Below are 21,441 nucleotides of genomic sequence, written 5' to 3'. Positions count from 1 at the left end.
AGGTAACCATGACCATCAGAACGCTATTAGTAACCTTACTTTTAACCTGTAGCTCGTATGTATTTGGACAGAAAAAACTGGATGGTACATTAAAGCTATGGTATAATACTCCTGCCGCCAACTGGAACGAAGCGCTGCCTATTGGTAACGGCCGTTTGGGGGCGATGGTTTTCGGTGATCCAGCTAAAGAGCAATTGCAGTTAAATGAAGAAACGGTCTGGTCTGGTGGTCCAAATAGTAACATTACCTCCGAATCTGGAGCTGCGATCCCTAAATTAAGGAAACTGATTTTTGAAGGGAAGTTCGAAGAAGCACAGGCAATTGCCGATGTGGATATGTTCCCTAAAAAGAACAGTGGAATGATCTATCAACCCGTTGGAAACCTCTTCCTTAAATTTCAAGGACATGAAAAAGCAGTTAATTATTATCGTGACTTAAATATTGAAAAAGCTGTAGCCACAGTTACTTATGATTTGGATGGAGTAAGCTACAAAAGAGAAATCTTTTCCTCTTTTTCAGATCAGGTATTGATTGTGCGTTTAACAGCGAGTAAACCTGGGAAAATATCATTTACGGTAGGAATGGATTCACCGCAAAAAGGGGCATTAAGTACTCAGAATGGTAAATTGATATATTCCGGAATTACTTCAGACCATGAAGGTGAAAAGGGACAAATTAAATTCGAATCACAGGTTATCGCTATTGCTGATGGCGGAAAAGCATCGCTGGAAAACAATAGCTGGGTTATTAAAAGCGCCAACGCGGCCACCCTTTACATTTCGATAGCTACAAACTTTAAGAACTACCAGGATTTGAGTGTTAATGCAAATGCTAAAGCAGCTTCTTTTTTAGACCAGGCGGTTAGAAAGAACTATGCCTCGGCACTGGCTGCGCATATTCAGTCCTATCAAAAATATTTTAATCGCGTTAAGTTTAATATTGGTGTTACAGATGCAGTAAATAGACCTACGGACCAACGTATCGCCGCGTTTGCAAACGGTAATGACCCGCATCTTACCGCGTTATATTTCCAGTTCGGAAGATATCTGCTGATCTCCAGTTCTCAGCCAGGAAACCAGCCGCCTACATTGCAGGGAATATGGAACGACAAGATGCTACCGTCATGGGATAGCAAATACACCATCAATATCAATACGGAGATGAATTATTGGCCTGCGGAGGTCACCAATTTATCTGAGTTGCATGATCCACTGTTCAAAATGTTGAAAGACCTTTCTGTAACGGGACGGGAAACCGCTAAAGTAATGTACGGGGCAAAAGGATGGGTAACCCATCACAATACCGATTTATGGCGCATTACGGGGCCTGTCGACAGACCTTATGCTGGTTTATGGCCTATGGGAGGAAACTGGTTAAGTCAGCATTTATGGGACCATTATATGTTTACTGGTGATCAAAGGTTTTTGAAGGAGTATTATCCCATTTTAAAAGGTGCCTGTGAGTTTTATTTGGATGTATTGCAGGAAGAACCTATTCATAAATGGCTGGTTGTTACACCTTCCAATTCACCGGAAAATACTTATGTTCCCGGCAAACGGGTTTCCATTGCCGCCGGTGCTACAATGGACAATCAGTTACTGTTTGACTTGTTTACCAAGACTGAAAAGGCAGCTGAAATACTAAATCTGGATGCTGATTTTCGTAAAAAATTGAAAATAACGATCGGTAGACTGGTGCCAATGCAGATTGGAAAATATAGCCAGTTACAAGAATGGATGCATGATTCGGATCGTACCGACGACAAACACCGTCACGTATCACATTTATACGGATTATATCCGGGCAACCAGATTTCTCCCAACAGAACACCTGAGCTCTTTGATGCCGCAAGAACATCATTAACCTACAGGGGAGATCCGGCAACGGGATGGTCTATGGGATGGAAAGTTAATTTCTGGGCCCGTTTTCTGGATGGCAATCACGCGTATAAACTGATTACCGATCAGCTAAAACTTGTTGGAGGACGTGTGGATGGTGTAAGCACTACAGGCGGAGGAACATATCCTAACTTGTTTGACGCACATCCGCCATTTCAGATCGATGGTAACTTTGGTTGTACCGCGGGCATTGCTGAAATGTTACTGCAATCGCATGATGGCGCAATACATATTCTTCCTGCATTACCAGACAACTGGCCTTCGGGGGAAATAACGGGGCTTGTTGCCCGTGGTGGATATGTAGTTGATATCAAATGGAAAGACAAGGAGATCACACAGCTTAAAGTGACCTCAAAACTGGGTGGTAACTGCAGGTTACGCATCTATACCGATATGAAATTTAATACCGATAAACTTAAGGAAGTAAAAGGGACAAACAGCAATCCTTTTTATGAAGTTCCGGAGGTTAAAACACCAATCATTTCACCCTTGGCTAAACTTAATCCGGTGGGTATAAAACCGTCCAAAGACTATGATCTAAACACGGTAGCTGGAAAAACCTACATTTTTAACCTGAATTGAAATGAAGAAATGTAATTCACTTTTTCTCGTGTTCCTGTTTGCTGCTTCAGTTGCTTCGGCACAGCAGAATATAAAAAATACATTGAAATTATGGTATCCCGAGCCAGCCAAAGTATGGGAGGAGGCGCTGCCTTTAGGAAATGGCAAAACGGGGGCAATGGTTTTTGGCCGTGTCAACAGAGAACGTTTTCAGTTAAACAACAATACTTTATGGTCGGGTACACCAGATGCAGGAAATAACCCTAAAGCTGCGGCAAATTTACCTTTGGTAAGAGCAGCGGTATTTGGAGGAGATTACGGAAAGGCAGCTGATATCTGGAAAAAAAATATGCAGGGCCCTTATTCTGCACGTTATCTGACTATGGCAGATCTCTTTCTGGATTTTAATCTGAAGGATTCTCTTCCAACAGCTTACCAACGCGAACTGGACATTAATCGAGCAGTTAATACCCTGACCTACACGCTGGGGGGCGTGAAATATAAACGTGAAACCATTATCAGTTATCCTGATCAGGTTATGGTCATTCGTCTCACCGCAGATCAACCGAAGTCGATAAGTTTTAAAACTGGTATTTCAAGTAAGTTAAAGTACAGTGTATTTACGCCAGCACAAAATTACCTGGTGTTAAAAGGGAAGGCGCCAAAACATGTTGCTCATAGGGCTATAGAACCACAACAGGTGGTTTATGATGATAAAGAGGGGATGACCTTTGAAGTTCATGTACAGATAAAAGCAGAAGGGGGCGCAACTAAAGCAAGCGGAGATGAAATTGTTGTTGAAGGCGCAAACGCTGTGACCATCTATTTAACTGATGGAACCAGTTTCAATGGTTTTAATAAGTCTCCGGGTTTAGCGGGTAAAGATCCTTCCATACTTGCTAAGCAGGCTATGAAGAATGCTTATCCCAAGCCTTTTTCTGCAATCGAAAAAACACATATTGCTGATTATAAACAATTGTTTGATCGCGTTTCATTTAGTCTGGGTACCAATGGCGCACTTTCCAAACTACCAACAAATATCAGGCTGTCAAAGCAAGGTGTTTCTGGTAATGATCAGGAATTGCAGGTGTTGTATTATCAGTTTGGCAGGTATTTAATGATAGCCAGTTCAAGGAAAGGTTCGCAGGCAACTAATCTACAGGGGATTTGGAACGATCATGTTCAGCCGCCATGGGGAAGTAATTATACGGTAAATGCAAATACCCAGATGAATTACTGGCTGGCTGAAAATACCAATCTTTCAGAACTTCATCAGCCTTTATTCGATTTTATCGGTCGTTTGGCTATCAACGGTGCGGTAACGGCAAAAGTGAATTACGGGATTCAAGAAGGTTGGGTGGTTCATCATAATTCCGACATCTGGTCTAAGACCTCTCCTTCAGGTGGATACGACTGGGACCCTAAAGCTGCGCCAAGATGGTCGGCCTGGCCAATGGGCGGCGCCTGGTTAAGTACACATTTATACGATCATTATTTGTTTACTGGTGATCAGCAATTTCTGAAAGAAAAAGCATATCCATTGATGAAGGGGGCGGCAGAGTTCATGTTACAATGGTTGATTAAAGATAAGAATGGTTATCTGGTTACCAATCCCTCTACTTCTCCGGAGAACATTTTTAAAATTAACGGGAAAGAGTATGAAGTGAGTATGGCTACAACAATGGATATGAGTATTATCCGGGAACTGTTTACTGCCTGTATTGAGGCATCAAAAGCATTAAACACAGATACCGGTTTCAGGACTGGCTTAGAAAATGCCAGATCACAACTTTACCCTTTTAAAATTGGTAAACATGGGCAGTTACAGGAATGGTTTGAAGATCTGGACGATCCTAAAGATACACACAGACATTTATCACACTTGTTTGGTCTGTATCCCGGTAACCAGATTACTTTAGACGAAACACCAGAACTGGCTGCGGCAGCTAAACAGTCATTAATTCACCGTGGTGATGTAAGCACTGGCTGGTCTATGGCATGGAAAATCAACTGGTGGGCAAGATTAGGGGATGGAAACCATGCTTTGAAAATATTAAAGGCTGGTCTTACTTTAATTGACCCGGCAAAAACGGTCGAACCAAAAGCCGACCCTAAAGCGCCTGCAGCCCAGCTGACCAATGTACAAATGAGTGGTGGCGGGACTTATCCCAATTTATTTGATGCACATCCTCCATTTCAAATAGATGGAAATTTTGGAGCTACCGCAGGTATAACAGAAATGCTGTTACAAAGTAAACCCGGGATGTTAAAACTGCTGCCTGCTTTACCTGATGAATGGCAAAAGGGAAGTATTAAAGGGATAAAAGCGAGAGGCAATTTTACAGTAGCGATGAATTGGGAAAATGGAAAACTAACTGAAGCAGAGATTTATTCCGGTTCGGGAGGTAATTGCAGTCTGAACTCAAAAACGCCGGTAAAGGTTTTAGGTGTGTCGTCAATAACCAGGCCGACAGCTGATAAGAACTATACCATCAGTTTTAAAACTGAGAAAGGAAGGACATATAAAGTAATTATGCTATAAACCACTGATCTGTGATGAACCGAATGTTTAAATATTTAATTTGCTTAGCCCTGGTATTTGGTGCAACGCGTATAGTTGCTCAGGACATCCAATGGGAAGAAGTGGCACCAGGTGTATGGAAAGGAACTATAGGTAAGCCTGAAAGCTATAATCTGCTGACTGCTTCGGGTGCTAAACCTTATGCCGAAGGGCTAAAAAATATGGGAGATGTAGTGTTTCCTTTGATAAAAGCAGAGATTACCGGGAAACTGGTTGATGGAAAAACCTACCTGCGTTTTCCGCTTGATAAAAAAGAACAGGTTTATGGTTTTGGGTTAAATTTTCAAACCGTTCATCAGCGTGGTAAAATCTTGCAATTGCATGTAGACCACTACGGAGGTAAAGACAACGGACGTACACATGCACCAACACCTTTTTATGTGTCGTCAAACGGTTATGGCGTATTTATTAACTCGGCCCGCTATCTAAATGTTTATGCAGGTTCAGCAGTAAAACGTGATGGCGAAAATGTTCCGGAAGCGAAAGACCGTAATACAGATAAAAGCTGGTCGTCACGTCCTTATTCCGATGGTGTTGAAATTCTTGTTCCGGCAGAAGGGGTAGAGTTTTATGTTTTTGCAGGCCCTAAACCATTGGATGCCGTACGGAGGTACAATTTGTTTAATGGCGGAGGTGTTCTGCCACCACGTTGGGGTTTGGGCTTTACGCAGCGTGTTAAAACATTGTATACAGCTAAAGATGTAGCAGATGAAGCAAAAGCTTTTGAAGATAAAGGTTTTCCTCTTGATTTTATTGGTTTAGAACCGGGATGGCAAAGCAGGGCTTATCCATGTACCTTCGAATGGGATGCGAAACGTTATCCTGAACCAGGTAAGTTTGTTAAAGAGATGCTTGATAAAGGCATCAGGTTAAATTTATGGACAAATCCTTATGTTTCTCCGGAAGCAGGTATTTATAAATCCATTAAACCTTATACCGCAGACCATACCGTTTGGGTAGGTGCAGTACCCGATTTAACCATGCCTGAAGCCCGTGATATTTTATTCGGACAATTGAAAAGAGGACAGGTGGATTTAGGCGTTAGCGGATATAAATTTGATGAGGTGGATGGTTACGATCATTACCTATGGCCGGATGTTACCATTTTTCCTTCTGGTAAAAGTGCAGAACAGGTACGTCAGACTTATGGCTTGTTAATTCAGCGTTACAGTGCTGATCTGTTCCGTGAGCGAAACCAACGTACTTATGGGCTGGTAAGGGCATCGAATGGTAGCGGAAGCGCATTGCCTTACGTAATTTATAACGATTATTATAACCACGAGGATTTTATTACAGCCTTGATCAACAGCAGTTTTTCGGGCGTATTATGGACACCCGAAGCACGTGCGTCAAAAACCGGCGAAGAGTGGTTGCGCAGAATGCAATCTGTTGTGTTTTCACCTATGGCAATGATCAACGCATGGTCTAGTGGCACCAAACCATGGTCTTACCCTGAAGTTGAAAAACAGGTAAGGGATATGGCAATACTGCGTATGAAAATGATGCCTTACTGGTATAGTGAGTTTGCCAAATACCGTTTTCAGGGTATTCCACCTTTCAGGGCGATGAACCTGGAAGACGGGTATCAGTCTGACCTGAAAAAAGAAGTTAAGAGCACTAATTTGGAAGATAACCCTTATGTGGAAGCTGTTAGTAAGGAAGTTAAAGATCAATATATGGCGGGTGAGTATTTGTTGGTGGCGCCAATGTTTACCGGAAAAACAAGCAGGACTGTGATTTTGCCTAAAGGTAAATGGTTTGATTTTTATACGGGTGCTTATGCAGGTGATGGAGAAATCATTACAGTAACTCCAGGATTAGATAAAATTCCTGTGTATGTAAAAGATGGGGGAATTATTCCTATGGGGCCGGCTTTGATGCATGCGCCTAAGCCTTCAGAAAAATTAGATCTGGAGATCAGGTATTATGGAAGTAAGCCAGGCAGGTATATGCTGTATGACGATGATGGGGAAACATTTAACTATGAAAGCGGTGCTTTTAGTTTCAGGGAAATCAATATCAGTAAGACCGCCAGTGGTCAGCTTAAAACTACAGTCTCTGCCGCACAAAAAGGAAAGCCCAATACCATTAATAAAATAACTTTTAAAGCAATGACCAAATAAATAGAAAGCATGAAGAAGATTCTTTTAATAGTATTTGTTTTAATAACTGTTATTGACTACCGGTCTTTTGCTTTCGTGGAAACATTGAAAAAAACTGATGAAAAAGTAGAGAAAACAGTAGTTAAAACCTTGAAGACATTGGTTTTAAAAAATGCAGAATGGGCGATGAAACAGCAGCCCCTTACCGTTACTTCGGAAAGTTCGGCCAGAAGTACCGGTAGTAAAAACGATTTTTATTCGGAAGGAGATTATTGGTGGCCGGATCCCTCAAATCCTGACGGTCCTTATATTCAAAGAGATGGAATGACCAATCCGGAAAACTTTGTGGCACATCGCCTGGCGATGATCAGATTTAGTAAAATCATTGGCTCACTGGCATCTGCCTATAAACTTACCGGTGATGAAAAATATGTAAAACATGCTATGTTACATTTAAGAGCCTGGTTTATCAATGAAGGTACCATGATGAACCCAAGTTTGAAATATGCGCAGGCTATAAAAGGAAGGTTTACAGGACGTGGTATTGGGATCATAGATACCATTCAGCTGATGGAAGTCGCACAGGGAATTATTGTAATGCAAAAAGTATTGGACGCAGGCGTTTTGGCTGGAAGTAAAAAATGGTTTTCCGCATACCTGGAGTGGTTAATGACCCATCAATACGGAAAAGACGAAATGAATGCCCAAAACAACCATGGCACCTGTTTTACCATGCAGGTAGCGTCTTTTGCAAAGCTAACCAATAACGTTAAACTACTTGACTTTTGTCGCGATCGATATAAAACAGTATTACTTCCAAATCAAATGGCTGCTGATGGTAGCTTTCCAAGAGAAATGAGTCGTACCAAACCATTTGGTTACTCAATTTTTAACCTGGATGCAATGACTACTTTATGTCAGATCCTCTCGGTAAAAGACGATAACCTTTGGAGCTATAAAACACATGATGGCAAGTCGATAGAGAAAGGAGTTGAATATTTATATCCTTTTGTAGCCGATAAAAGCAAATGGCCTTTAAAGCCTGATGTAATGTATTGGGAGAACTGGCCGGTAGCACAGCCTTTTTTGGTATTCGCTGCAAATGCATATCATAAAAAAGATTGGCTGAATACATGGGGAAAGCTTGACCATGATCCTCAGGTAGAAGAAGTAATTAGAAACTTACCTGTAAGAAACCCATTGATATGGTTAGATTAAGTTATTTTTCAGCAGTTCTATTTTTTGTGTTTTTTTTAACAGGTGGATATGGTTATGCGCAAGTGAAAGGAGATGAAGATAAAGAAATGTTTAATCGCGTTAAGGAACGCGACCAGAAGGCGATTGATGAAGCTAAACAGGGATGGTGGACAGCCTCAATGAAAACACATGATGAACGTATGAAATGGTGGCGTGATGCCAGGTTTGGTATGTTTATTCACTGGGGACTATATTCTTTACCTGGTGGGGAGTGGAAGGGAAAAGAAGTAAAAGGTTATTCAGAGCACCTGATGCGTAAAGAAAAAATAACAAGGTCTGCTTACCTTGATCTTGCGCATGTTTTTAATCCTGTAAATTTTAATGCAGAAGAATGGATTTTAGCGGCTAAAAAGGCCGGAATGCATTATTTCATCATTACAGCTAAGCACCATGACGGTTTTGCAATGTACGATTCAAAAGTGTCTGATTTTAATATTGTTAAACAGACACCTTTCAAACGTGATCCAATGGCTGAACTGGCTGCTGCGGCAAAAAGGCATGATATGAAGTTTGGGTTTTATTACTCACATGCTTTTGATTGGGAACATCCTGATGCACCGGGGAATGATTGGGAATACAATAACCCTGGGGGAGATAAATTACTGGGAGGTGTAAACTGGTACGATGCGCACCCCGAGTGGTTACCTAAAGCTGCGAGGTATGTAGACGAAAAGGCCATCCCACAGATTAAAGAACTGATCAATAACTATCATCCTGATATTTTGTGGTTTGATACCCCTCATAAATTGCCTTTATCAGAAAATATGAGGATGCTGAAAGCGATTAGAGAAACAGATCCCGATATCGTTGTAAATGGCCGTTTGGTAAGAAGTGCGAGTGGGAATTTTGGAGATTATGCAAATACGGGTGATAGGCCGGCAGAGTTACGAACTGTTGAAGGTGATGCAGAAGCGATTCCAACTACCAATGAGTCTTATGGTTATTCTAAACACGATGAAAGCCATAAACCGGCAAAATTCTTTATCCGTCTTTTGGCCAACTCTGCTTCCCGTGGCGCTAATCTGTTAATGAACCTGGGACCAAAAGGAGATGGCTCTTTTGATCAGAAGGACCAACATATTTTAGATACTATTGGGAGCTGGTTAGCTAAAAACGGAACTGCTGTTTATGGTACGGAACGGAGTAGTTTACCTATTCCGGCCTGGGGTGTAGTTACAGAGAGAGGTCAGCGGCTTTATCTGCATGTATTTAACTGGCCTAATGATGGGAATTTAATTGTAGGTGGTTTAAAAAGTAAGGTAAAAACAGCTTATTTCCTTGCGGATAAAAACAAAAATAAACTGGAAGTTAAGCGCTTAGATGCTTCAGATGTAAATGTAAGTCTTCCCTTAAAATCACCGGATGAGCCCAATGTGGTCGTGGTTTTGGAAATAGACGGAAAAATAGAAACAGATGCGACAAGAGTATTGGCATCTGATATCCCGGAAAACCGATTTCTTGCATTTGATGCCCAGCAACATGGTCAGAAATTTGGCTTTGGCGACGGAAAGACCAACAGGTACTTTGTAACTGACTGGAAATCTAAAGATGCTTATCTGAGCTGGAATGTTAAATCATTGAAAGCAGCTAAATATAAGGTAGTCCTGAAATACATAGCTGATGAAGGCGGCTCTACCTATAAGGTTAACGTTGGCAACTTTTCAAAAGAAGAAGTGGTGACCGCTTCTATAAAAGGAGTTGTAATAACCAAAGAAATAGGAGTTGTCCAACTCAATGCCGGGGCAATTGAACTTAGTGTTAAACCGCTGAACATAAAGGGAGAAGAGTTAATGAAACTACTTGAAATCCAGCTTTTACCTATTAAATAAAATATTAAACATAATAAAAAGACTATGAAAAAATTCTCTCTTACGATATGCGCTGTATTATTTGCATCGGGCCCATTGCTGGCACAGAAAATTGATGTGAAAAAGGCCTTTAAACAGGCTGATGAGCAAACGCTTGTAATGCTTAAAGAAGTAGAAAAGGTGAAAGCAGGCAAAGGGAAGACAGATCTTGCTACCCCCAGAACTATAGAAGATGGAGCTTTAAAATTAGTAGGGTCGAAGGACTGGACCAGTGGTTTCTTTCCCGGAGAGCTTTGGTTTTTGTATGAATATACAGGTAAAAAAGTATGGATGGAGCAGGCGAGAGCTTACACTTCATTAATTGAACAGGAGCAGTTTAATGGTAAAACCCATGATATGGGTTTTAAGGTATATTGTAGTGTTGGTACCGGTTATCGTATTACCAAAGATAGGCACTATGCTGATGTCATTATCCAGTCTGCCAAAACACTGGCAACCCGTTTTAATCCTAAAACAGGAGTAATCCTTTCGTGGGACCACAGCAGAGACAAATGGGTAAATCCAGTGATCATTGATAATATGATGAATTTAGAGTTATTGTTTGAAGCTACCACACTGACAGGAGATTCTTCATTTTATAAAATTGCGGTAAGCCATGCTAATGTTACCATGAAAAATCATTTCCGCCCTGATTATAGTTCTTATCATGTGATTGATTATGACCCGAATACTGGTGCCGTTTTGAAAAAACAAACCCACCAGGGATATAGTCACGAATCTGCATGGTCGCGCGGACAAGCATGGGCATTGTATGGTTATACCATGTGCTATCGCTTTACCAAAGATCCTGCTTATTTAAAACAGGCAGAAAATATTGCCGGTTTTATACTTAATCATAAAAATATGCCTGAAGATTTGGTTCCTTACTGGGATTATGATGCGCCAAATATACCCAATGAACCACGTGATGCATCGGCAGCAGCTGTAATTGCGTCAGGATTATATGAATTGAGTGGTTACAGCAAGAGCAAAACATCCTATCTTCAAAAAGCAGATAAAATGCTGAATAGTTTGAGTACTAAGTATGTATCTCCGGTAGGTAAGAACAAAGGGTTTATCCTTTTACAAAGTACAGGCTCAAAGCCCTCAAATAGCGAGGTAGATGTACCATTATCGTATGCAGACTACTACTACCTGGAAGCATTATTAAGATATAAAGGATTAAAAGATAAGTCATAATGATTGAGAACTGAGCTAATTTGATTGAATAGAAGGAGCTTTATATGCATTAAATTAGTGGTTTCAGCAAAAACCAATTATAAAACCAAATCATGTATAAACGAAAAATACTTTTAGCAATAACCGCTTTTTTATTATTAACCCAGTCGCTTTATAGCCAGCAGGCATTAACGAAAGATGAACGTATGGCTTGGTGGAGAGAGGCAAAGTTTGGAATGTTTATCCATTGGGGCGTCTATGCACAATTTGCAGGGGTATATAAAGGGCATGAACAACTACGGGGTGGTGCTGAATGGATTATGAACCGTTCTAAAATCCCGGTTGCGGAATACCAGGAAATGGCTAAAAGCTTTAACCCTGTGAAATATGATCCGGATGCCTGGGTGAAAATGGCTAAAGATGCGGGGATGAAATATCTTATTATTACGGCTAAACACCATGATGGTTTTGCGCTATTCAATTCTAAAGCCAGTAAATGGGACATTACAGATGCGACGCCTTACGGTAAAGATTTGTTAAAACCATTGGCTGCGGCTTGTAAGAAATATGGAATTAAACTAGGTTTTTATTATTCTCAGGCACAGGATTGGAATAATCCAGGAGGATCTGCTGCCAGGAAAGTAATGAGAGAGGGCTGGCTGAATCCAGACTCAGCGAAAGTTGATGCTTATACCCTCGAAAATAAAGGACACTGGGACCCCGCTCAAATGACTAAAACATTTGATCAGTATATTGACGATGTGGCAGTACCTCAGGTTAAAGAACTGATGACTAATTATGGTGATATTGCTGTGCTTTGGTGGGATACACCAACCAATATGACTGATGAAGCCGCATTGAAACTGCAGGATGCTTTAAAAACACAACCTCATATCATTACAAATGATCGTTTAAAACGCCCTAATTTTCCTGGTGACACCAAAACACCGGAACAGAAGATACCAAGTCAGGCCGAACTAGATGGTATGGACTGGGAAACCTGTATGACCATGAATGGTACCTGGGGTTTCAGAACTGCAGATCAAAAGTGGAAATCGACAGAAACATTAATTCGTAATCTTGTAGATATCGCTTCTAAAGGAGGTAATTATCTGTTGAATGTTGGTCCGAAACCCGACGGTACATTTCCGCAGGAAAGTATCGACCGTTTGAAAGGAATAGGAGCCTGGATGAAAATAAATAGCGAGGCTATATATAGTACAAAATCCAGCCCATTGGCGCCATTAAGCTGGGGCCGTTGCACAAGGAAAGAAACACCTACGGGCACGGTACTTTACTTTTCCGTATTCGATTGGCCTGCTGATGGACAATTGGTTATTCCTGGTGTAAAGAACAAGGTGAAATCAGCTATGTTGCTTGCAACAAAAGCTAAACTGAAAACAGAAACCAAAGGTAATGACCTTATTGTAGAAGTGCCTGTAAAGGCTTCGGACGAAGTAGCCAGTGTAATTAAAGTAGAGTTTATAGGCGAAGTGAAACATCAGATAGATAGTAAACCTAAAAAAGAAATGAAAACAGGGGCACTTGACTAGCAATTAGTTTTACATTTGAGATGAGGCTGTATCATTAATGCGATCGTCATTCTGAAATAAATTCAGAATGACGATTTGCATAAGAATAGTGTTAATCAGTATTAATGATACAGCCTCATTTTGTATTTAACAGAAACTAAGCCTGCCAAAGAAATTAATGCTCCATTAATTTTAAAAGATACATGCAAGATTTCTCTAATATTCAAGCCTTACTTTATGATATTTCCAGGAATAGTAGTGAAGTTGCATACAAAAAGCTCTTTGTGCTTTTATTTCCCGCTCTGAAGAGATTTGCATGCTGCTTTGTAAAATCTGCCCATATAGCAGAAGAGATAGCTGCCGACGTTATGATCACATTGTGGAGAAATCGCGATGAACTAACCGAGATCCGGAATATCATGGTTTATTCTTTTGTCATCGCAAAAAACCTGTCTATGAATTTTTTGAAAAGAGAATCGGGGAAGGTTATTGTATCACTCGACGATTTGGATATCAGGCTGGAGACTGATAATTCCACCCCTGAACAAATCTTGATCAGTGATGAATTAAAAAACAGGCTCAATCAAAATATCGATGCACTTCCTCCGCGTTGCAAGCTTGTTTTTAAACTGATAAGGCAAGATGGGATGAGTTATAAAGAAGTGGCAGAAGTACTTGGTGTTTCTGTTAAAACTGTTGATGCACAGTTGGTTATTGCGGTTAGGAGACTGGCTGAAAGTGTGAAAAAAGAATTTAACCTGATATAAATAAAAAATAATTAATTTTCTTTTAGGGAGTTTTCCGATTTATATTGTCCTTCCCCTAACCAATATAAAATACCTTAATGGAGCGGGAACGGATCATTACTTTACTGAGTAAGAAATTAGCGGCGGAAATCAGCATTGAAGAACTGGCGGAACTGGATTCGCTTATGCAGAGGTATCCGGATGTGATGTACTATGACGAAGCTATTGCCCAGATTGTAATCAAGGATGATTTTGCCAATGATGATCTGGAACAGATTTATGCAGCCCATCTATCAAAATATGCTGAAGAGTTTACCTGCGAAAATGAAAATTCTGTTAACCATCAACGAAAATATTTTAGTTTAATAGGCGCAATAGCTGCCGTTTTTGCACTTGTGTTCGGAGGATATTTTTTGTTTAGCCCTGCACAGTTCGATTCCGAGATTATTGCTGGTAATGGCGTAAGGAAAAATATAAGTTTGCCAGATGGTACCTCGGTATGGCTCAATTCTGGCAGTAAACTTCGCTACAATGAAGGAATGAAGAATAGTACAACAAGAGAGGTTTACTTAGTTGGTGAAGCTTTTTTTGACGTGGTAAAAGATAAAAATCATCCTTTTATTATTCATACCGAAAAAATAGCAATCAAAGTCCTGGGCACAGCATTTAATGTAAAGGCGTATCATGAAGAAAATACTACTGAGACCACGCTGATCCGCGGGTCAATAGAACTTTCCATAAACAACACCCCGCAACAACGTATGATTCTCAAACCCAAAGAGAAATTCGCGCTGACTGAAAACAATTCAGAAAAGGAGGGCTATAAGCGAAAGCTGGTGATCGAAAGTATTCAGCCACTTGCAATTGGGCATAAAGAATACCTTGAGGAAACATCATGGGTAGAAAATACATTGGTCTTCCAAAATACTTCTTTTGAAAAACTTGTTCCCATTCTTGAGCGATGGTATAATATTAAAATAGCCATCAGGAACGAGAAATTGAAGTCTTACGCTTTTACTGGTGTTTTTGAAAATGAAACTCTTGAACAGGCCCTTAGTGCCATGCAACTGATAAGATCTTTTAAATTTAAAGCCGCTGAAGATGGAACGATAGAGCTCAACTGAAAAAGGACCTTAAAAATAAAAAGCGGGAAATACTCCAATATTCCCCGCTAATAGATTCAACCTATAGCACCTGCAAACACAATTTGCTGATTACTAATCGATTGTTTTAAAATTAACATTGTAAAATTATGAAAAAAAAGATACTTGATGGTAAAGTATTTTTTATTACCGTTAATCGAAGTTATTTATTAATGCTAAACTGGACTTTTGTTTTAACTTTTTTGTTTTGTCTTAATGTATCTGCAAACAGCTTTTCGCAGCAAGTGAAAGTAAGTTTGGATTTGAGAGAGACTACACTTAAAAAAGCTTTGTCAATTCTTGGGAAAAAGGGCGATACACGATTTTTATACAGTGAAGATTTATTGCCTGCAGGGAATATCATTACTTTGCAGGTAAAGGACCTTAATTTTCAGGATGCGCTGAATCTTTTGCTGAAAGAAACCAACCTGGTTTTTAAAGAGACTGAAGCAGGGCTATATGTGATTGCACCAAAAAATGAATCACAAAAGGAAATTACGGTAAAAGGAATTGTCACTGATGAAAATGGTGGGCCAATGCCCGGTGTGGGGATAAAAGTTGTTGGCACCAGTAAAGGGACCGTAACTGCTGGTAACGGTGCTTACGAAATTGTTGCACCGGAAGGAGGATCTCTTGTCTTTACTTATCTCGGTTATGTTGCACAAACGATATCGGTTGGCTCGAAAACTGTTATCAATGTGTCGATGAAACTTGACAACAATTCGCAGCTTAACGAGGTTGTAGTTGTGGGATATGGTACGCAACGAAAATCTGATCTTACCGGTTCTGTTTCTTCGTTAAGTGGTAAAGATTTGGATAAGACTCCGGTTGTGGGAGCTGACCAGATGTTACAAGGAAGAGTGAGCGGTTTACAATTAACCCAGTCAGATGGCCAGCCGGGTAGTACCAGTTCGATCCGCATCCGTGGAACCAACTCCATAAACTCAGGTAATGAGCCCCTATATGTAATTGATGGATTTGCAGGAGTAGCAAATTTAAGTTCCATTAACCCTAATGATATTGAGTCTATTGAAGTACTGAAAGATGCTTCATCTACGGCCATTTATGGTAGCCGTGGTGCAAACGGAGTTATTCTGGTTACCACAAAAAAAGGTAAGGAAGGACAGAATAGCATTAATTTCGACGCTTATTTCGGTCAACAGCAATTGTCTAAGAAAATGGAGATGATGAATGCGACCCAATTTGCCACCTATCTTAATGATTATTATACACAATATAATGCCGCAAATCCTAATACGGCAAAAAAGCTACCCTATACGGCCGAGCAAATCAGTACAATGGGGAATGGGACTGACTGGCAGGATGAATTGTATAGGACAGCACCCATTCAGAATTATCAGCTAAGTTTTGCCGGAGGTAATAAAGACACCCGTTACTATCTTGGTTTTAATCATTTTGACCAAAAGGGAATTATGCACAATACAGGTTTCAGGAGAGAACTGATCAGGATGAACCTGGATCGAAATGTGGGTGAGAAAATTAAAATTGGTTTCTCCTCACAGATATCTTATTCTGCACAAGCAATTGATGCTACCAAAACCGGTATAGGGTATGGATCTGCAGGAGGTGCCCTCAATATGAGTCCTATTGTTCCACTTCGTGGAGCAGATGGAAAATATACTTTTCAAAATAATCCAATAGATTACGTAGGGGTATATGGAAACCCTGTAGCAGGTGTAAGGGAGTCTGAAGACAACATAGGAGCAGCCCGCGGACTAATTAATGCTTTTGGAGAATATGAAATTATACCTGGATTAAAATTCAAATCCAGTTTTGGTGTGGATTACAGTGCAGGTACGGAGAAGCGCTATCTGCCTTCAACTATTTTTATCGGACAGGCTAATGGCGGTTCTGCTTTTTCTTCTAATACTACTAGTTACAGTTGGTTGAATGAAAATACCCTATCCTATACTAAAACAATAAATGCGCATCATCGCTTTGATGCGCTTGCAGGTTTTTCGTTGCAGGAGTTCAGTACGAGTGGGTTCGATGCAAGTGGTCAGAATTTCTTTACTGATGCTTTGGGATATGATAACCTTGGCCTTGCCGGCAATATCCTTACACCTGGTTCAAATACAGTAAAAAATAACCTTGCTTCCTTTTTTGGAAGAGCTAATTATTATTTATCGGATAAATTCATTTTCACATTTACCATGCGTGCCGATGGTTCATCCCGTTTTGGGGAAACGAGTAAATGGGGGTATTTCCCATCAGGTGCGGTTGCCTGGCGACTATCCAGTGAAGAGTTCATTAAGGAAGTTAAGCAGATTTCTAATTTGAAACTAAGGGCTAGTTACGGGAAGACAGGTAACCAGGAAATTCCTTCTTATGCCTCATTAGGACAATATGTAACCAATGGCTATTCGCTTGGTCAGACGCCAGGAAGAGTTGTAGGCGTGGCTTCAAATAACATTCCGAATCCAAACCTGGCATGGGAGTCAACACAGTCTTTTGACCTTGGACTGGATTTAGGTTTGTTCAACGATCGTATCAGTTTTGTGGCCGATTATTATCGTAAAACAACTTCTGACTTGCTGTTGAATGTTGCTATTCCGCAATCTTCAGGATTTTCTACCATTTTGCTTAATGCCGGTAAAGTTCAGAATCATGGATTGGAATTGTCTTTAAATACTAAAAATATTGATAATAATGATTTTCAATGGGCTACCACTATCAATTATTCAACAAACAAGAATAAGGTGGTTGACATGAACGGTACAAATAATATCCTCGTTGGTAGTAGTGGGGCATATATTGTGACAAATGGCTTAGCGCCTTCAATTTTAAGAATTGGCGAGCCCATAGGTTCTTTTTATGGGTATCATTCTGATGGGATCTGGCAGACACAGGAGCAGATTGATGCGGCCGGAAGAAAAGGAGTTGTTCCCGGAGATGCAATTATCAGGGACCTGGATGGAAATAAAGTGATTAATGCCAATGACCGTGAAATCATTGGACAGGCGGCACCAAAGTTCATCTACAGTGTAAACAATACATTTAGTTATAAAAACTTTGATCTATCTGTGTTCATTCAGGGAGTGCAGGGCAATAAGATTTTGAACCTGACGAAGTATGCACATAATGGAGGCACAACTACTAATCAGTATGCTGAAATGACCGGGGCCTGGAGCGGACCCGGTACCACCAATATTTTGCCAAGAGCATTTAGCACAACTGAAAAAGGTACCGGAGTGGTAAGTCGTTATCTGGAAGACGGTAGTTATTTACGTTTACAAACTGTTTCATTAGGTTATAATGTGCCGGTTTCTAAAGCAGCTAAGGTCTTTAAGCATGCTACGGTGTATGTAACTGCACAAAATCTACTGACTATTACCGGATATTCTGGTTATAATCCTGAAATCAACTCATTTGACAACCGTAATTCCAATTCTGGCAGTCAGAATACCGGAGCGCAAAACTTAAACCTTGGAGCGGATATAAATTCCTATCCTCCTTCAAAAACGTTTTTGTTAGGTGTAAAACTGGGATTTTAACGGTTAAACTTAATTCAAAAGATCATGAGAACTAAAATATTAACATTTATCATAGCTACTTTATCACTTGTTTCATGTAAGAAATTCCTTACTGAAAAGCCTGGTAGTTTTTTAACGCCTTCAAATTTTTATCAGAATGAAAAAGATGCTATTGCGGCATTAAATGGAGTTTTTAGCACTTTGCAGCCACAAAGCTTTTATCAAAGGACGGTTTATACTGTTTCTGATAATGCATCTGATCTGATGTATGCAGGCCCGGGTGCTGCTGACCGGAATACACTGACCAGCCATACTTTTACCGGTGTAAATGGTGAAATTACAAACTGGTACGTAAATAACTATAAGCTGATAAAAAATGCAAATGAGGTCCTGGCCTATGTACCGCCAATTTCTATGGCCGAAGTCAATAAGAATAACATCCTGGGCAATGCCAGCTTTTTGCGTGCACTGGGGTATTTTAATTTGCTTACCGCTTTTGGAGAAGTACCGCTGATTCTGGCGCCGGTTAACGCAATTGATCCTAATCTTTACCCTAAAAAGGCAACAATTGCTGAATTGTATGAACAGATTGTTACTGACCTTCGATTTGCAGAATTGAATTGTTATGCTGAGAAAAATATACCAGTTGCAGATAAGGGTAGGGTTTCTTCTGGATCTGCATCTGCTTTATTGGCTAAAGTATTGTTAACGAGAGCGAAATCAACTGCAGCTAAACAGACTGACAGTCAAGACGCACTTGCGGCTTGCAATAAAGTGATCAATGATACAGGTTCTTACGGATTGCTGGGTAACTATGCTGATATTTTTAATTCGGATAATAAATACAATAAGGAAGTTGTATTTGCTGTTCGCTTTGGTGCTGCACCTAACGTTGCCAATATTACATTGAGAATGTTTTATCCAACAGTTTTGGGAGGTTACGGCTCTTTCCTGGTTACAAACAATTTTTTTAACAATGGTTTCCCTGAAGGAAACAGGGACATTCGTAAAACGTATAGTGTATCTAATACTGCTGCCGGAGCAACTGTGACACCATTTATATACAAGTTTAAAGATAGCCAGTGGAAAAAAGATAACAACTCCAGGACAGATTGGTTTGTGCTCAGACTGGCGGAGGTTTATTTGCTGCAATCGGAAGCGATGAATAACGTTAATCCTTCTGATCCCGCTAAGTTTAATGGAATCAATACCATCCGTAGCCGGGCAGGGTTAACTTTGCCTACTGATCAATTGGATCTTAGCAATACAGCAGGTAACGAAGCGTTTGTTACAGCACTTCTGGCAGAACGTGCACGTGAGTTATGTGGCGAAGGACAACGCAGGTGGGATTTGTTGCGATTTGGACGCTTAAAAACAGCAATGGCAACAATAGGTATTACTGTTGATGACAATCATTTACTTTTCCCAATCCCTGATTCGGAAAAAGATGTAAATTCAAATCTGTAAAACAAAAATCCGTTCATATGCTTATTCCCGGGAAGTTACTACATCACATTGTTTTAGGATTATTGGTAATTGCATCAGCTTTACCCATACATCTTTATGCCCAACAAAAATCAACTACACCGAATATCGTGTATATCCTTGCTGATGATATGGGCTATGGTGACCTGCAGTGTCTAAATAAAGATTCAAAAATCCAGACACCAAATATGAACAGGCTGGCTAAGGAAGGTGTTTACTTTACGGATGCACATTCAAATTCAGCTGTGTGTACACCTACCAGATACGGAATTCTTACTGGTAGGTATGCTTTTCGGACCCGCTTAAAAAAGGGAGTGTTGAACGGATTTTCCAATTCTCTGATTGAACCGGGAAGGATAACTGTTGCTGATTTTCTTAAAGAAAACGGATACCAGACTGCTTGCATCGGAAAATGGCATTTAGGTCTGGACTGGGCAAGAATAAATCCTGGTCACCCCATCAGAGAACTAAAAAATGAGGAAAAAATAACTGTTGACTTTAATGACAATGTAAATTATGATGCTGTGGTTAAAGGCGGGCCTGCCGATCATGGTTTTGATTATTCTTATATTATCCCTGCATCACTTGATATGGCTCCTTATTGCTATATCCGTAACGGAAAAGTAGTACAAAATCCAACTGCCATCACTGAAGGGAAATCTGAGAATGATGGTAGAGGATCAATGCGTAGACCTGGTAAGATGTCGCCAGATTTTGACTTTCAGCAGGTCTTACCAAACTTTGTAAATGAGTCTGTTGCTTTTATCAATAAACAACCTGCTTCAAAAGCAAAGAAGCCGTTTTTCCTATACCTGCCCTTGCCTTCTCCGCATACGCCCTGGGTACCTACTGAGGAATTTAAAAATGCCACAAAAATTGGTAACTATGGCGACTATGTGGCTGAAACTGATTTCATGATCGGGAAAGTTATGGAAGCACTGGAAAAGAATGGGCTTGCCGCTAATACCATTGTAATTGTGACTAGCGATAATGGTTCTGATTGGAAAACCTCAGATATTGAGCAGTCAGGACATCATGCCAACTATATTTTTAAGGGACGAAAAGCTGATATTTATGAGGCAGGGCACCGGATTCCATTTGTTGCCAGATGGCCATCTACCATCCCCAAAGGAATTGTTAGCAAACAAACCATGTGTACAACTGATTTTTTTGCTACTGTAGCGGCAATACTGAATAAGTCTTTACCAGCGAATGTTGCAGAAGATAGTTTTAATATGCTTAATGCATTTAAAGGTAAACAGAGCTCTATTCCAATTCGGGAATCGATCATACACCATTCTCTGGGTGGGTATTTTGCCATTAGAAAAGGAAAGTGGAAACTAACAACAGCATTGGGATCGGGAGGGTTCACCGAACCGAGGACTGTACAGGAGTCGGCAGATCAACCTGCAGGAACTTTATATGATTTAGACAAAGATCCTGGGGAGAAAGTTAATGTTTATGATAAAAATCCGGAAATAGTTAAGCAACTTACAATGTTATTGGACAGGATTCAGCAGCAGGGTTATAGCAAACCGAGACCATGACAATAAAATTTTATCATTTTTTTGGTGATATTTGAGTTTAAATGTCCACATACTATTAAAACATAGTAAT

The 21,441-nt window shown here is 40.3% G+C and carries 12 protein-coding genes; all 12 read left to right on the top strand.

Annotated elements, in window-relative coordinates; translation table 11 throughout:
• The first annotated feature begins 8 nt into the window (after positions 1 to 8).
• The 12 genes from R2Q84_RS02570 to R2Q84_RS02515 all read left to right on the top strand — a co-directional run bounded on the left by R2Q84_RS02570 (position 9) and on the right by R2Q84_RS02515 (position 21,371).
• On the top strand, positions 9 to 2,480 hold the full coding sequence (locus R2Q84_RS02570; RefSeq protein ID WP_316814959.1) for a glycoside hydrolase family 95 protein: 2,472 nt from the start codon (positions 9 to 11) through the stop codon (positions 2,478 to 2,480).
• Position 2,481: 1 nt separating this feature from the next.
• Positions 2,482 to 5,001 carry a glycoside hydrolase family 95 protein gene (locus R2Q84_RS02565; protein WP_316814958.1) on the top strand — a complete coding sequence of 840 codons (2,520 nt, stop codon included), beginning with the start codon at positions 2,482 to 2,484 and terminating at the stop codon, positions 4,999 to 5,001.
• A gap of 23 nt (positions 5,002 to 5,024) precedes the next feature.
• The gene (locus R2Q84_RS02560; protein WP_316814957.1) at positions 5,025 to 7,163 is read left to right on the top strand and encodes a TIM-barrel domain-containing protein; all 2,139 of its coding nucleotides are present in this window, start codon (positions 5,025 to 5,027) and stop codon (positions 7,161 to 7,163) included.
• A gap of 9 nt (positions 7,164 to 7,172) precedes the next feature.
• Positions 7,173 to 8,360 carry an alginate lyase family protein gene (locus R2Q84_RS02555; RefSeq protein WP_316814956.1) on the top strand — a complete coding sequence of 396 codons (1,188 nt, stop codon included), beginning with the start codon at positions 7,173 to 7,175 and terminating at the stop codon, positions 8,358 to 8,360.
• Positions 8,348 to 10,228 (top strand): alpha-L-fucosidase, encoded by a 1,881-nt coding sequence (locus tag R2Q84_RS02550; RefSeq protein WP_316814955.1) that lies wholly within the window; start codon positions 8,348 to 8,350, stop codon positions 10,226 to 10,228. Before R2Q84_RS02555 ends, R2Q84_RS02550 begins: the two co-directional genes overlap by 13 nt.
• A gap of 24 nt (positions 10,229 to 10,252) precedes the next feature.
• Positions 10,253 to 11,446: a glycoside hydrolase family 88 protein gene (locus R2Q84_RS02545; RefSeq protein ID WP_316814954.1), complete on the top strand. Its 1,194-nt coding sequence runs from the start codon at positions 10,253 to 10,255 to the stop codon at positions 11,444 to 11,446.
• Positions 11,447 to 11,538: 92 nt separating this feature from the next.
• Complete coding sequence (locus tag R2Q84_RS02540) at positions 11,539 to 12,978, top strand: alpha-L-fucosidase (protein ID WP_316814953.1); 1,440 nt, start codon at positions 11,539 to 11,541, stop codon at positions 12,976 to 12,978.
• A 182-nt stretch (positions 12,979 to 13,160) separates the two neighbouring features.
• Positions 13,161 to 13,724 (top strand): RNA polymerase sigma-70 factor, encoded by a 564-nt coding sequence (locus R2Q84_RS02535; protein ID WP_316814952.1) that lies wholly within the window; start codon positions 13,161 to 13,163, stop codon positions 13,722 to 13,724.
• Between the two features lie 77 nt (positions 13,725 to 13,801).
• Positions 13,802 to 14,827 (top strand): FecR family protein, encoded by a 1,026-nt coding sequence (locus tag R2Q84_RS02530; RefSeq protein ID WP_316814951.1) that lies wholly within the window; start codon positions 13,802 to 13,804, stop codon positions 14,825 to 14,827.
• 128 nt (positions 14,828 to 14,955) lie between these two features.
• Positions 14,956 to 18,360 (top strand): SusC/RagA family TonB-linked outer membrane protein, encoded by a 3,405-nt coding sequence (locus R2Q84_RS02525; RefSeq protein WP_316814950.1) that lies wholly within the window; start codon positions 14,956 to 14,958, stop codon positions 18,358 to 18,360.
• 24 nt (positions 18,361 to 18,384) lie between these two features.
• The gene (locus R2Q84_RS02520; RefSeq protein ID WP_316814949.1) at positions 18,385 to 19,806 is read left to right on the top strand and encodes a RagB/SusD family nutrient uptake outer membrane protein; all 1,422 of its coding nucleotides are present in this window, start codon (positions 18,385 to 18,387) and stop codon (positions 19,804 to 19,806) included.
• 17 nt (positions 19,807 to 19,823) lie between these two features.
• The gene (locus R2Q84_RS02515) at positions 19,824 to 21,371 is read left to right on the top strand and encodes a sulfatase-like hydrolase/transferase (protein WP_316814948.1); all 1,548 of its coding nucleotides are present in this window, start codon (positions 19,824 to 19,826) and stop codon (positions 21,369 to 21,371) included.
• Positions 21,372 to 21,441 lie beyond the last annotated feature (70 nt).

The organism is Pedobacter nyackensis (genome assembly GCF_032678475.1).
GTDB lineage: Bacteria > Bacteroidota > Bacteroidia > Sphingobacteriales > Sphingobacteriaceae > Pedobacter > Pedobacter nyackensis_A.
The sequence above is the reverse complement of the archived record's forward strand: the minus strand, read 5'-3'. Positions and strand labels throughout refer to the sequence as shown.

What these genes read in the sequence shown, in the direction of transcription:
- R2Q84_RS02570 (WP_316814959.1), top strand. Translation starts at nt 9, where the DNA reads ATGACCATCAGAACGCTATTAGTAACCTTACTTTTAACCTGTAGCTCG.
- R2Q84_RS02565 (WP_316814958.1), top strand. Translation starts at nt 2,482, where the DNA reads ATGAAGAAATGTAATTCACTTTTTCTCGTGTTCCTGTTTGCTGCTTCA.
- R2Q84_RS02560 (WP_316814957.1), top strand. Translation starts at nt 5,025, where the DNA reads ATGTTTAAATATTTAATTTGCTTAGCCCTGGTATTTGGTGCAACGCGT.
- R2Q84_RS02555 (WP_316814956.1), top strand. Translation starts at nt 7,173, where the DNA reads ATGAAGAAGATTCTTTTAATAGTATTTGTTTTAATAACTGTTATTGAC.
- R2Q84_RS02550 (WP_316814955.1), top strand. Translation starts at nt 8,348, where the DNA reads ATGGTTAGATTAAGTTATTTTTCAGCAGTTCTATTTTTTGTGTTTTTT.
- R2Q84_RS02545 (WP_316814954.1), top strand. Translation starts at nt 10,253, where the DNA reads ATGAAAAAATTCTCTCTTACGATATGCGCTGTATTATTTGCATCGGGC.
- R2Q84_RS02540 (WP_316814953.1), top strand. Translation starts at nt 11,539, where the DNA reads ATGTATAAACGAAAAATACTTTTAGCAATAACCGCTTTTTTATTATTA.
- R2Q84_RS02535 (WP_316814952.1), top strand. Translation starts at nt 13,161, where the DNA reads ATGCAAGATTTCTCTAATATTCAAGCCTTACTTTATGATATTTCCAGG.
- R2Q84_RS02530 (WP_316814951.1), top strand. Translation starts at nt 13,802, where the DNA reads ATGGAGCGGGAACGGATCATTACTTTACTGAGTAAGAAATTAGCGGCG.
- R2Q84_RS02525 (WP_316814950.1), top strand. Translation starts at nt 14,956, where the DNA reads ATGAAAAAAAAGATACTTGATGGTAAAGTATTTTTTATTACCGTTAAT.
- R2Q84_RS02520 (WP_316814949.1), top strand. Translation starts at nt 18,385, where the DNA reads ATGAGAACTAAAATATTAACATTTATCATAGCTACTTTATCACTTGTT.
- R2Q84_RS02515 (WP_316814948.1), top strand. Translation starts at nt 19,824, where the DNA reads ATGCTTATTCCCGGGAAGTTACTACATCACATTGTTTTAGGATTATTG.